Source organism: Acidaminococcus hominis, assembly GCF_022484025.1.
In the GTDB taxonomy this organism is placed as follows: domain Bacteria; phylum Bacillota; class Negativicutes; order Acidaminococcales; family Acidaminococcaceae; genus Acidaminococcus; species Acidaminococcus hominis.
This window is the reverse complement of sequence record NZ_JAKVMG010000001.1, coordinates 1,072,800-1,087,003: the sequence shown is the minus strand read 5'-3', so window position 1 is coordinate 1,087,003 and position 14,204 is coordinate 1,072,800. Positions and strand designations below refer to the sequence as shown.

General features: G+C 54.6%; 8 protein-coding genes. 7 read left to right on the top strand and 1 reads right to left on the bottom strand.

Features of this window, described 5'->3' with window-relative positions:
• Positions 1-49: 49 nt before the first annotated feature.
• Complete coding sequence (locus tag LKE88_RS04645; RefSeq protein WP_146109029.1) at positions 50-1,396, bottom strand: ISL3 family transposase; 1,347 nt, start codon at positions 1,394-1,396, stop codon at positions 50-52.
• A 368-nt stretch (positions 1,397-1,764) separates the two neighbouring features.
• On the opposite strand from LKE88_RS04645, the gene LKE88_RS04640 reads away from it, so the two are divergent.
• The 7 genes from LKE88_RS04640 to carB all read left to right on the top strand — a co-directional run bounded on the left by LKE88_RS04640 (position 1,765) and on the right by carB (position 14,203).
• Positions 1,765-4,449, top strand: a complete 2,685-nt coding sequence (locus tag LKE88_RS04640) for a DNA-directed RNA polymerase subunit alpha C-terminal domain-containing protein (RefSeq protein ID WP_105327217.1) — start codon at positions 1,765-1,767, stop codon at positions 4,447-4,449.
• 101 nt (positions 4,450-4,550) lie between these two features.
• Positions 4,551-6,146 (top strand): DUF4127 family protein, encoded by a 1,596-nt coding sequence (locus LKE88_RS04635; protein WP_105327218.1) that lies wholly within the window; start codon positions 4,551-4,553, stop codon positions 6,144-6,146.
• A gap of 14 nt (positions 6,147-6,160) precedes the next feature.
• Positions 6,161-7,465, top strand: coding sequence for an amidohydrolase (locus LKE88_RS04630; RefSeq protein ID WP_105327219.1), 1,305 nt, complete (start codon positions 6,161-6,163; stop codon positions 7,463-7,465).
• A gap of 239 nt (positions 7,466-7,704) precedes the next feature.
• Positions 7,705-8,661 (top strand): aspartate carbamoyltransferase catalytic subunit, encoded by a 957-nt coding sequence (locus LKE88_RS04625; protein ID WP_118286855.1) that lies wholly within the window; start codon positions 7,705-7,707, stop codon positions 8,659-8,661.
• Complete coding sequence (locus LKE88_RS04620; protein WP_105327221.1) at positions 8,645-9,937, top strand: dihydroorotase; 1,293 nt, start codon at positions 8,645-8,647, stop codon at positions 9,935-9,937. Before LKE88_RS04625 ends, LKE88_RS04620 begins: the two co-directional genes overlap by 17 nt.
• Positions 9,934-10,995 carry a carbamoyl phosphate synthase small subunit gene (locus tag LKE88_RS04615; RefSeq protein ID WP_233547551.1) on the top strand — a complete coding sequence of 354 codons (1,062 nt, stop codon included), beginning with the start codon at positions 9,934-9,936 and terminating at the stop codon, positions 10,993-10,995. The genes LKE88_RS04620 and LKE88_RS04615 overlap by 4 nt, the downstream gene beginning before the upstream one ends.
• 1 nt (position 10,996) lies before the next feature.
• Complete coding sequence (gene carB, locus LKE88_RS04610; protein WP_276802863.1) at positions 10,997-14,203, top strand: carbamoyl-phosphate synthase large subunit; 3,207 nt, start codon at positions 10,997-10,999, stop codon at positions 14,201-14,203.
• Position 14,204: the final 1 nt, after the last annotated feature.

The window sequence follows — 14,204 nt, the reverse complement described above, 5'->3', positions numbered from 1 at the left end:
TTTCTGCCATCCTTCTTTTATGTCTAGCAACATCCCACTGTCGCAATCTCTAGACAGTGCCGTTTCGTATAGATGGTAATGCTGAATATCGAATCAGAGTGAAAAAATATTCATCATTTTTGTATCCATACCCTATTCGTTTTGCAACCTTAATCTTGTTATTGAAGCCTTCAAGCTTTCCTGTGGTAATCGGATGGGCTGAGTGAGCAATCAAACCCTCTTTGCGTTTTCGCTTTAAGCGGGCAAACTTTTGCAGCTGCGGTATGTTGCTCTCCTCGGCTCCTTTAAACCATTTTTCCCATTCTACGGCAGCTAAATCGGGGTTTCTAAGCTCGAATAGATCACTTAGTTCCTCTTTCATTGTATGGCAAACTGTCAAATTTTCATGTTTTTTAAGGATTTCCTTGAGATTTTCTGCCTTTTTATCGCTTAGTGTTTCTTCCTTGCAAAGCAGCGTCCAGCGAGCTTGTTTTACTTCCTTGTAAAGCCGATTCTCCTCTTTAATTGAATCCTCTGCTTTTGTTGCCTGCTCTTCAGCAATATTCTCTGTAATCCCAAGCTTTAGGTTATCGGCTTTCTCTTTGTGCTGTCTTGCTTCCTCCAGCCTTACGGCTCCCAGCACATCTCGTCCATACTGGGCTTGCATATGGTAGCGGTCGTATACTATTGCCGCATGAGGCAGATACTTTTCTACCAGGGTGTTGAACGATGCGTTCATGTCCATTGCGACAGCTTCTACTTCAGACAAATACTCCAGGTCTGTCTCTTCAAAAAACTTTGTAAAGGCAGCTATAGAGCGTCCCGCACCAACCCAGAGGATGTCCCCCATATCAAGGTCCATAACACAGGTTGCGTAAGTATGGCCTTTGTGCATTGCAAACTCATCAACGGCAAGATGCTTAGGACGGTAGCCACTTTTGCGAAGTTCCTCGCTTCGCGTTTTGAGAGCCTCGTCCATAATTTCCTTATGGATTTTAGAAACTGTTCCCCAATGGATACCGGTCAAATCGCTGACTGCTTTAATCGTCATTTGATGCATAAGCAAAATCTTGATCCATAAAGCGGCACGAGAAGTGACTCTGGTTCCAGGATACTTAAAGGTTATGTTTTCATTGAAGGTATGCCCGCATTTTTGGCACCGGTAGCGGTGGAATCTCACACGAAGAATCCGTGGCTTTCCGGGTATCCAGGGCATGTCTTTAAGTGTAGTTACAGGGTTGTCATGGACATGGACCTTACCGCCGCAGCAAGGGCATACAACGTCGGCTGTAGGCCGGGTACTATTTACATCTATGATCTCTTCAAAAAGAGAAGCAATACTCGTAGGAATATTAAAATTGTCCTGTATGTTTTTGCATAAATTTGCTATACTTGAGGTTGAGAGCACGTGGATCATTCCTTTCGTAGTTTTGTCGCTATTACTTAGAATGGAGCATCCCGTGCTCTTTTTCAATACCTTTTTTCAGTTTTTAAATTCTGTCTTAGATTTCGTATCCCCCAATTTTCCGTGATGAGCCATAAAATTTCTTTGGGAAAAGAATACTTTACGGAAATTTTACATACAGGAAAAACAAGTAGTACAAAATAAAGAAATTTTGCTATAATCCCGGCGAATATGGTACACTATAGATTGAAAAAGTACAGGCAGAAGTACATAGGAATTCTTGTTCCGAGCACTTACCTGAAAACCTTTATAAGCAAGCTATAGCTTAGGGAGGGGAACCTTTCCCTTCCTAAAATCCTGGAAAAAAGCTGGTGAGACAGATGGCAGACACTCCTCTTGCAGTATTGACATTTTCCGTCCGTGCCTCCCATGTGCTGAAAGGCATGGGGATTGGCACCGTGGAGCAATTATTGGCCACACCCTCTAAAAGGATTGCGGTTCAAAAGAATGCCGGCCGTAAAACCCTGGAAGAAATTGAACGCATCCGGCAGGATATTCTGTCGGGTAAAATTGATTTGGCAGCCCTGGAACAAAAAGGCAGGGCTCCCGGGGCTGTTCCCAGGCAATTTTCCCAGGATCAGTTGTCCGAACTTTCCCGGCACTCCATTGGGGAGCTGGGGCTCTCGGCCCGGCCCTACCACGCCCTGATTCATCGGGAACTGGTGACCCTGGACCAGGTGGCGGTGCTGACTGTCGAAGAAATGGAAAAATGGACCGGCTTTGGTCATAAATCCCTGGTGGAGCTCCAGACCGTGCTGGGCCAGTGGCTTGCCAAGAACCTGGTACCCGCGGCTGCTGCCGAGGAGGAGCTGCCAGGGGAGGGGGAGATTTCTGAAGCCTGCCGGAGCTATTTTCAGAACCTGGCCCAGAACCTGAGACCCCTCCAGTGGGTGTCCTGGCACCAGTTAAAGGAGGCGGCGGACAAGGCCGGCCTAACCGAAGCTTTGGTGTATTATGGGGACCAGCTGCCCCGGCAGCTCCAAATGGATCTGCTGTCCATGCCCGTTTTGGCACCGGCGCTCAGAAAACTGTTTTTCCAGCTGGCACCGGAAGGGATTCTCAAAACGGAAGAACTGAAAAAAGAACTGGATCAGCTGGACCTGCCCATTGCCGGGGACGTGCTGTTTCAGGTATTTCTGCGCCGCCACGTGGGAGCCCTTTTGGGGAACGCCTGCTATTTTCCCCGGCCCAATCTCAGCCGGTACCTGCGGCGGCATGCCAAGGAGTGGGATGCCCGGGTGCTGTCCATGCTGCGGCTGCGGCTCCAGGGAGAAACCCTCCAGGCCATCGGCAACCGGTTTTCCGTAAGCCGGGAGCGGGTGCGGCAGATTACTTCCAAAATGGCTCGCAAATTCCCGCCCCTGTACGAAGACTACTATGAACGGCCCTTTACCTATTTCAAATTTACCAAGGAAGAATTCTGTCAGGCCTTTCCCCAGTGCGGCGGCCAGGGCTACGAGTTCCTGGCCCTTCGGTGGGAGCGGGGGACCCACAAGGTAAACCGGGAAAATATCGAGGCCTACCAGGATGTTTTCAGAGGCCAGCTGGTGCGCTGCCTGGTGGCCAAGGACAAGCAGAGCATTACCCGGACGGCCCTGGCTTACCGGGTGCTGCTCAGCAACAGTGAAAATGCCCTGACCATGGAAGAACTGGCCCAGGCCTACAACCGGTACCTGAAGGACAACGGCTACCCCAAGGAGCGGCTCCACCTGAACATCCATACCCTGACCAATACCCTGCGCAATTCTTCCCATGTGGTGTGGGACCAGAACAGCCGGGTGCGGTACTGCGAAGCGGACGGGGAGCGGCTGTGGGAGGAAATCGACTTCCAGCGGTACAAGGACAAGGTGATTTCCACAGAGCTCATCTACCGGGATTATCCGGACCTGATGGAAGCCCTGGACCTGCGGGATGGCTACGAGCTGTTCTATGCCCTAAAGACGTCCCAGCCCCAAGCTGCCCCAGGCGGCCTTTCCGTGGTATTTCGCCGGGTGCCGGTGGTGGTCATTGGGGACGGCCGGGAGGACCAGCAGGCCCTGGACCTGCTAAAGGAACTTTCCCCGGTAAGCTACCACGACTTTTACCAGGCCTACGAGGAGCGCTATGGGGTCAAGAAGGAAACGGCCCAGGGGAACGGGGAACTGAACCGGCCTCTGCTGCCCTATTATGCCCACGGGGAATATACCCTGGAAGTGCCCACCCTGGACCCCCGGGACCGGGAGCCCTTTCTCCATGCCCTGGGCCAGAAAAAGTTCTGGTTCTGGGATGATTTGAAGCGGGTGTTTGCCGCGGTCTGCATCCATTCGTCCCCGGATGCCTTAAACCGGGCAGCCTTTCAGCGGATTGGCTACGCTTTCCAGACCGGCTACGCCTACAAAAGCGAATACGGTACAGCCCTGCGGTTTTTCGACCAGGAAATCTTTAACGGCAAGGTGGTACAGCTCAGTCAGCTGGATCCCCGGCTTACTTCCCTGCCCACCTTCCAGTCCGCCCTGAACCATAAGCGGAACAAACTGGAATACATCGAAACCCGGCCCAAGGTCCTGGAACCGGCTGCCCAGGTGGAACGCAAGTACGGCATTAGCCGCCAGGAAATCAAGGCCTTCCAGAAATGGGTAAACAGCCAGTGCCGGGAACCCTATTTCAATGGCTACAGCCTGTGGTCCCAAATCCGGGACTACCCTTTGGTCCGGAAAATCCAGGGGAAAAAATGGCTGTACACGGCCCTGCTGCGGCAGCAGGCTGGGGTTTCCTCCCTGGTGGTTACCGGCGGCCTGGTGCTCAGCCGGGAAAACCAGACTCTCAATCTGAGAAAAATCTGCCTGTGGCTGGCGGACCGGTACGGCAAAAAGAGCCTGGAAGAAATGACCCGGTTGTTCAACAAACAATTCGGCACCCAGGTGCCTTCATACAAACTGGCGGAAAAACTGCGGGGCAAAGGGGTCTGGGAACAGGTGATTACCGATTCCCTGGAATCCTACCTGGATCAGCTGCTGCCGGAGTAAATTGTATAATTACGTAAAAATATACCGATATAGTGAATTAATATTCACAATAAGCGGGTTTTATGGTATAATGCGTGCATGCGCAGAAAGGTGGTTTTGTTGTGCATTGGAAGAAAATTCTCGGAATCTGTACGGCCGGCCTGCTGTCCCTGCCCGGGGCAGTGAGCGCTGGGGAAAAGCTGGTGTTTGTCCCCTTGGACAACCGGCCCGTTTCCCTGGCCTATACAGCGGACAGTTTCCGCAAAGCAGGGTATCAGGTGGTAACGCCTCCTGCAGAGCTTTTGGCCTCGGACCGGCAGCAGGGGAAACCGGAACAGCTGGAAAAATGGCTGGAGCAGGAAATTCCCGGGTCCATAGGGACCGTGGTTTCGGCAGATACCCTGATTTATGGGGGCCTTACCGGGTCCAGGACCCATGAGCTGCCGGCGGGGGTTCTGGCCAAACGGACCCAAAGCCTTTTGAACCTGAAAAAGAAATTTCCCTTGGTTCCGGTCTATGCTTTTGCAACCATTATGCGGTCTCCCCGCTACAGTGCAGCGCCGGCCGAACCGGCCTACTACGCCCAGTATGGGCCCCAGATTTTTCGCTGGGGGGAACTCCGGGACCGGCAGGAATTGCAGCTGCTGAACAAAAAGGAAACCCAGGAGCTGGAACAGTTGGAAAAGAGCCTGCCCCAGGAGGTTCAGACGGACGTTCTTTCCCGCAGAAGCAAGAACCTGCGGGTGCTGGAGCAGCTGGCCCAGGGGATTCCGGAAGGCCGGCTGGATTACCTGGTCATTGGCCGGGACGATTCGGCGCCTTTTTCGGAAGCCCACCGGGACGCCAGGGCCTTTTTCCTGACCACGGGAGATGTACCTTCCTATAAGCTGCGCTCCTTCTCCGGAACCGATGAACTTGGGATGCTGATGCTGAACCGGGCAGTGAACCGGAGCAAGGGGGTTACCCCCCTGGTGTACGCCTACTATACCGGCGGCACCGGCGGCAGGACCGTGCCCAGCTACGAGGACGGCACCATCCGCCAGAGCTATCGCCAGCACGTGCTGGCTGCCGGTGGGTACCCGGCCCTGCTGGATAAGAATGCGGACCTGGTGCTGGGGATTTACACCCCGGTCAACGGCATTACCGCCGGGGCCGATACGGACGCCAACACCAGTCGTTTGGATGACCGGCAGGAAAGTTTTTTGGCGAAAACCAGACGGTACGTGGACGCAGGCCGGAACGTGGGCCTGGCGGACATTAACGTCAGCAACGGGGGCAGCAATGGCCTGGTAAAGCATCTGCTTACCGCCCGCCAGGGCAAAACACCCCTGGGCTGGGAGCTGGGCTCCTACGCCGGCTGGAATACGGCCGGCAACTCCCTGGGCTATGCCCTGGGGCAGGGGCTGCTCCGCAAGCGCCTGTCCGACCAGAACCGGAAGGACCTGCTCACGGTCCGCTACCTGGACGACTGGCTGTACCAAAGCAAGGTGCGCCAGGAAGTGCGCCAGCAGCTGATCTACCCCAAAGGGTACCCGGATGGGGCCCTGACGGACCAGGAAACCCTGGAAGCACAGCAGTTTATTGCCAAAGCCATGCCAGAAGCTGGGAAAAAGTACTTTGTGCCCCAGGTCTGGCAGGCATATACCTTTACTTTGCCCTGGCACAGGACCTTTGAAGTCTATGTCAAGCCAGCGACAAAACCGGAAGCACGTAAGTAAAAGGAGGGAAAATCATGACATTATTGGAAGAAGCTATGGGACTGCGGGAGGAAATGGTAAAAAGACGACGGGACCTGCACGCCCACCCGGAAACAGCCTGGACGGAATTTCGCACCACCAGCATCATTGCCACGGAACTGAAGAAACTGGGGTATGAAGTGCTTATGGGAGCAGATATTATGAAAGCTTCCGAGAGAATGCTGGTACCTTCTGAAGCGGAGCTGGAAAAATGCGCCAAACGGGCCATTGCCGAAGGGGCGGACCCGGAGCTGGTGGCCAAAATGCAAGGCGGCATGACCGGCTGCGTGGGGGTCATGCATTTTGCCAAACCGGGTAATACCGTTGCCCTGCGCTTTGATATCGACTCGCTCTTTGTGGCAGAGGACCCGGACAAAAAGCACCGGCCCACTGCAGAGTGCTTTGCTTCCCAGCACCCCGGCCTGATGCACGCCTGCGGCCATGACGGTCACGCCACCATCGGCCTTGCGGTAGCCAAACTGGTGGCAGCCCACAAGGACGAAATGGCCGGCACCTTGAAAATCTGCTTCCAGCCCGGTGAAGAAGGGGTGGTAGGAGCCAAGGGCATGGTGGCCAGCGGTATCGTGGATGATGTGGACTACTTCCTCAGCGGCCATATCGGCCTGGGAGCTGAAAAGAACAACGCCCTGGTCTGCATGACTACGGGCTTTTTGGCCACGGATAAAATGGACGCGGTCTTTACCGGGGTTCCCGCCCATGCCGGCGCCGACCCGGAAAAAGGCCGCAATGCCTTGCTGGCAGCGGCCCAGGCGGCCATTTCCCTCCATACCATTGCCCGGCACAGCGAAGGGGTCTCCCGCATCAATGTGGGGGTCCTGGAAGCCGGTACCGGCCGGAACGTAATCCCGGCCAATGCCCGAATCAAATTTGAAACCCGGGGCTCCACGGCCAAAATCAACGATTATATGGCCAGCGAAGCCAAGCGCATGGTGAAGGCCGCTGCAGACCTGTACGGGGTCCAGGTGGAAATTCTCCCCATGGGCAGCGCCACTGCCTCCGGCTCCGACGCCGATATGGGCCAGGAAATCTATGACCTCATCAAACCTCTGAACGTTTACAAGGAACTCAAATTGGAAGACCAGGTAGGCGGCAGTGAAGATTGCTGCTACTTCATGAGCCGGGTACAAAGCCACGGCGGAAAAGCTGTCTACATGCTCTACGGAACGGAACTGGAAGCCGGACACCACCAAAGTGATTTTGACTTCAACGAAGATGTTTTGCCCCGCACAGCCTTTACCATTACCTATCTGGTCAAACACTTTGGCAATAAGGCGAAGTGAGCCGCGGTTTGACTTTTTAGGCCTCCCGTGGTAAACTTGTAGCAACTTCAAATGATTACCTTTAAATCTAGTCCTGTGAGACTAAGAAAGGGACTTTTATTTCAGGAGCTATTTAGAAGCCTTCTTGTCTTAGGACGAGAAGGCTTTATTTTGTTGATAAAAGCCTTTTTGGAAAGTTGAACAGTTGTGAAGCAGGATTGTGTAAAGCGTTTGCAGTCAATCAGTGAGGAGGCTATTCCATGACCAAAGCAGCAGTCAGCCTTTCCGGGCGGGATATTCTAGATCTGGCGTCCCTGTCCGTGGAGGAATATGAACTCATTATGCGCACCGCCGCAGAAATGAAAAAAATTATGAAGCGGGACATTAAAAAGGTTCCCTCCCTGCGAGGCAAGTCCATCATTAACCTGTTTTACGAAAACAGCACCCGTACCCGTTCGTCCTTTGAACTGGCCGGCAAGTACCTGGGAGCTGATGTCATCAACATTTCTACCGCAGGTTCCAGCGTGGCCAAGGGCGAATGCCTGAAGGACACCATCCTGACCGTACAGGCCATGGCCTGCGATGCCATCGTCATGCGGCACCCCATTGAAGGGGCTGCCAAATACGCAGCGGATATCGCAAGTCCCGTGGTCATCAACGCCGGGGACGGTGCCCATGCCCATCCCACCCAGGGCCTTTTGGATATGTTCACCATCCTGGAACACGGCAAAAAGTTTAAGGGCCTGAAGATGGCCATCATCGGCGATATCCTCTACAGCCGGGTAGCCCGCAGCAACATTGCGGCCTGGACCAAACTGGGCGCCGACGTCCATGTGGCCGGTCCCATGACCCTGATTCCCCATGACGCTGAGGCGCTGGGGGTCACCGTCCACAAACGGGTAGAAGACGCCATTGAGGGCGCCGACGTGGTGGACGTCCTGCGGATTCAGCTGGAACGCCAGGAAAAAGGCATGTTCCCCACACCCCGGGAATACGCCCGGATTTTTGGGGTAAACGAAGAAAAAATGAAACTGGCCAAACCCGACTGCCTGGTGATGCACCCGGGTCCCATGAACCGGGGACTGGAAATTTCCTGGGAAACCGGCTACTCTGACCAGGCCGTAATCCGGGAACAGGTAACCAACGGGGTTGCCGTACGGATGGCACTGTTATTCTTGACGCTGACGGGAGGTAAACAAGTTGAAAACGCTAATTAAGAATGGTCGCCTTGTAGATCCCAGCCAGAATCTGGATGCAGTGCTGGATCTGTTGATTGAAGACGGAAAAATCAAGGAAACGGCTCCCCACATTGATGTGGACGCCGACGAAGTCTACGATGCCACGGGCCTTGTGGTAGCCCCTGGCTTTATTGACCTGCACACCCATTTGCGGGAACCTGGCCTGGAAGCCAAGGAAGACCTGGTCACCGGGACCATGGCAGCCGCTGCCGGGGGCATTACCCGGGTAGCCTGTATGCCCAATACCAAACCGGTGATTGATTCCTCCATTATTGTCAGCGGCGTCAAAAAACGCGCGGAAGAAGAAGGTTATGTCCATGTGGAAGTCATTGGTGCCATCACCAAAGGCGAAAAGGGACAGGAAATCACCGAAATGGGGGATATGGCCATGCGGGGCGCTATGGCCTTCTCCGACGATGGTCACTATGTGGACAGTGCCCACATTATGCTGCTGGCTGCCAAATACGCCGGCATCTTTGATAAAGCACTCATCTGTCATGATATTGAAACGGAACTGAACCACGAAGGCTATATGCACGAAGGGGCTGTTTCCGCCCGCCTGGGGGTTCCTGGGGTACCGGCCATTGCAGAAGACATTGCCGTCGCCCGGGATGCCATCATCGCGGAATATACCGGCACCCACGTACACATTGCCCACATCGCCAGCAAGGGCGCCGTGGACATTGTACGCCAGGCCAAAAAGAAAGGCATTCCCATTACCTGCGAAGTGGCCGTCCATCACCTGACTTTGACGGACGAAATGTGCTCCTCCTACAGCACCGCCACCAGGGTATCTCCGCCTCTGCGGTCTTGGGACCATGTGGAAGCCCTGCGGGAAGCCCTGAAGGATGGCACCATCGATGCCATCGTTACCGACCATGCACCCCATGCGCCGGAAGAAAAGGATGTGGAATTCCGCTACGCCCCCAACGGCTTCTGCGGACTGGAAACGTCTGTTGGGGTGATTCTTACCGAGCTGTACCAAACCCATGAGTTCACCATCAACGAAATCGTGGACAAAATGAGCACCAGCCCGGCCAAGCTGTTCAACCTGGATGCAGGCACCTTGCAGGTGGGCAAAAATGCCGATATCACCCTGCTGGACCTGGACAAGGAATGGACTGTGGACAGCAATAAATTCTATACCCGGGGCAAAGTAACGCCCTTTAACGGGAAACATTGTAAAGGTAAAGCTGCGGCCACCATCGTAAATGGCCAATTCGTTATGAAAGACGGTGTAGTATGCAAAAAATGAAGGGTAAGTTAGTGTTGAAGGACGGCGGCGTCTACGAAGGCATCCTGTACGCCAATCGGAATGCTGTAGGCGAAGTAGTTTTCACTACCGGTATGAGCGGGTATCAAGAAACCCTCACCGATCCTTCTTTCTATGGACAAATTGTAGTCTTCACCTATCCGCTGATCGGAAACTATGGCTGCAATGACCTGTTTAAGCAATCCGAAGGCTGCTGCTATCAGGGCCTGATTGTGGATGAACTGTGCGACGAACCCAGCTCCTGGCGGGATGAAGGCACGGTACTGGATTTCCTGGACAAAAACGACATTCCGGTGCTTACCGGTGTGGATACCCGGGCCATTACCCGGAGAATCCGTTCCTACGGTACCCTCCAGGGAGTGCTGGTGCCCGCCGATATGCCGGACGCAGAAGTCCAGGCCCTGCTCGCCACCCCGGACCGGCACGACCAGGTAGCCCAGGTGACCACCAAAGAAGTGTACACCATGGGTGACGGTCCTTACCACGTAGCCGTTATGGACTACGGTATCAAGAGAAACATTCTGCTGTCCCTGGTACATTACGGCTGCCGTTTGACGGTATTCCCGGCAGAAACCCCTGCCGAAGACGTCCTGGCCATCAATCCCGACGGTATTTTCCTGTCCAACGGTCCTGGCGACCCGGCAGACCTGACGGTGGAAATCGAAAACCTGAAGAAAATGCTGGGCAAGAAACCCATTTTCGGCATCTGCATGGGACATCAGGTCATGGCCCTGGCCAACGGCGCCAAGACCAAAAAAATGCTCTTTGGCCACCGGGGCATCAACCAGCCCGTACGGGACCTGGTGGACCACAAAATTACCATTACCTCCCAAAACCATGGCTTCATGGTGGACGAGGATTCCTTAAAGGGCCTGCCTGTGGAAGTGACCAACCGCTCCCTGAATGACGGCACCATTGAAGGTCTCCGGTATCTGAATCATCCGACCTTCACCGTTCAGTATCACCCGGAAGCCTGCCCTGGACCCAGCGGCAACGCCTACTTGTTTGAACGGTTTATCAAAATGATGGGAGGGCATTGATATGCCAAAAAAAGAAAATATCAAGAAAGTCATGGTAATCGGTTCCGGTCCTATCATTATCGGCCAGGCTGCAGAGTTTGACTATGCAGGGACCCAGGCTTGCCGGGCCCTGAAAGAAGAAGGGCTGGAAGTGGTGCTGGTCAACAGCAACCCGGCCACCATTATGACCGACGTACACATTGCCGACCGGGTTTATGTAGAACCCCTGGATGTGGAATTTTTGGAAAGCGTTATTGCCAAGGAACGCCCGGATTCCCTGCTGGCCACCCTGGGCGGCCAAATGGGCCTGAACCTGGCCATTGAGCTGGATAAAAAAGGCATCCTGAAAAAATACAACGTGCAGCTGCTGGGCACCCAGATTGCCAGCATCATGAAAGCCGAGGACAGAGAACTGTTCAAGGAAACCATGGAAAAACTGCACCAGCCCATTCCTCCCAGCACCATTGTGGAAAGCGTGGCTGAGGCCAAGGAATTTGCCAAGACCGCAGGCTACCCCCTGATTGTGCGCCCGGCCTACACCCTGGGCGGCACCGGCGGCGGTATTGCCCACAACGACGAAGAACTGGACGATATCACCACCAAGGGTCTGATGTACTCCCTGATTGGCCAGGCCCTGATTGAACGCAGCGTGGCAGGCTGGAAAGAAATCGAATTCGAGGTTATCCGGGACAGCGCCGACAACTGCATCACCGTCTGCAACATGGAAAATATCGACCCGGTGGGCGTGCATACCGGCGACAGCATCGTGGTAGCGCCCTGCCAGACCCTGACGGATCGGGAAGTCCAGATGCTTCGTACCGCCGCCATCGACATCGTGCGGGAACTGGGCGTAGAAGGGGGCTGCAATGTGCAGTATGCCCTGAACCCGGAATCCGAAGAATACATTGTTATTGAAGTAAATCCCCGGGTCAGCCGTTCTTCTGCCCTGGCTTCCAAGGCAACGGGCTATCCCATTGCCAAAGTGGCCTCCAAGATTGCAGCCGGCTACACCCTGGACGAAATCGAAAATGCCGTTACCAAGAAGACCTCTGCCTGCTTCGAACCCACCCTGGACTATGTGGTCCTGAAGATTCCCCGCTGGCCCTTTGACAAGTTCGTTCATGCTGACCATACCCTGGGCACCCAGATGAAGGCCACCGGCGAAGTCATGGCCATTGAACGGAACATGGAAGCCGGCCTGCTGAAGTCAGTGCGGTCCCTGGAAATCGGCCTGATCCATATGGATATGCCCGAACTCCACAAGCTTACCGACGCCGAAGTGTTTGCAAAGGTAAAGAAAGTGGACGATGAGCGGCTGTTCACCATTGCTGAAGCGTTCCGCAGAGGCATGACCGTGGACCAAGCCCACGACATCACCAAGATTGACAAGTTCTTCCTGCGGAAGATTCGCCATATTACCGAAATCGAAAAGCAGCTGGCTGCCGGCCCCCTGACCCCGGAACTGCTCCGGGAAGCCAAGGTAAGAGGCTTTGCCGATGAGGCCATTGGCCACTTTACCGGCAAGAAGGGCCTGGAAATCCGCAGCCTGCGGAAAGAATGGAAGATCATTCCTACCTTCAAGATGGTAGATACCTGCGCCGCCGAGTTCGATGCGGAAACGCCCTACTACTATTCCACCTATGGGGTAGAGGACGAAGTGGAAGACACCGACAAGAAAAAGGTGGTTGTGCTGGGTTCCGGTCCTATCCGGATTGGCCAGGGCGTAGAATTCGACTACTGCTCCGTACACTCCGTGTGGGCCCTGAAGGACCTGGGCTACGAAACCATCATCATCAACAACAACCCAGAAACCGTCAGCACGGACTTTGATACCGCTGACCGGCTGTACTTTGAACCGCTGACCCTGGAAGACGTACTGAACGTGATCGACCGGGAGCAGCCGGAAGGGGTTATCGTCCAATTCGGCGGCCAGACCGCCATTAACCTGGCCGGCCCCCTGCACGAATGCGGCGTGAAGATTCTGGGTACCTCTGTAGACGATATTGACCGGGCAGAAGACCGGGAACGGTTTGAACAGCTGCTCACCGCCGTGAACATCGACCGTCCCAAAGGCTGCACCGTATTTGATATTGACGGCGCCCTGAAGGCTGCCGAAAAAGTCGGTTATCCTGTGATGGTGCGTCCTTCCTACGTACTGGGCGGCCGGGCCATGGAAATCGTCTACAACCCGGAAGAACTGCGCTACTATATGAACAACGCCGTTAAGGCTTCCCATGAACACCCTGTACTGGTGGACCATTACCTGATGGGCACCGAAGTGGAAGTGGACGCCATCTGCGACGGCAAGAACGTTCTGATTCCTGGGATTATGGAACACGTGGAAAGAGCCGGGGTCCACTCCGGGGACAGCATCGCGGTATATCCGCCCCGGACTCTCAGCCAGCACATCATTGACACCATCATTGACCATACCAACAAACTGGCCCTGGGCCTTTCTGTACACGGCCTGATCAATATCCAGTACATCGTCCGGGACGACCAGCTGTACGTCATTGAAGTGAACCCCAGATCCAGCCGTACCGTACCCTTCCTGAGCAAGGTTACCGGCATCTCCATGGTGGACGTGGCCACCAAATGCGCCATGGGCGTCAGCCTGCCGGAACAGGGCCTGAAGGCCGGCCTGAAACCTTTCCCGGATTACGTGGCGGTGAAGGCTCCGGTGTTCTCCTTCAACAAGATGACCGATGTGGACATCACCTTGGGACCTGAAATGAAATCCACCGGTGAAGTCATGTGCATCGATGACAAGTTCCCCAAAGCCCTGTACAAGGCCTGCATTGCTGCCGGCATCGAAGTACCGGAAAAAGGAACCATCCTCATTACCGTAGCCAACCAGGATAAGGAAGAAGTAGTACCCATTGCCAAGGGCTTTACAGACCTGGGCTATGACCTGGCTGCTACCAAGGGCACCGCAGAATACCTGAAGAGTCACGGGATTCCTGTAAGCCATGTGGAAAAAGCCAGCGCCGGCAAGCCCAACCTGCTGGACGATATCAAGGAAGGCCGCATCTGCATGGTAGTGAACACCTTCACCCATGGCCAGGATGCCACCCGGGATGGCTTCAAGATTCGTCGGTCCACGGTAGAACACGCCATTCCCTGCCTGACTTCCCTGGATACGGCCCGGGCTCTCCAGCACGCTATGGCGGCTATGGCCCACCAGCGGATCAACAGCGTCATTGCGCTGCAAGATCTGAAAACGGAGTAAG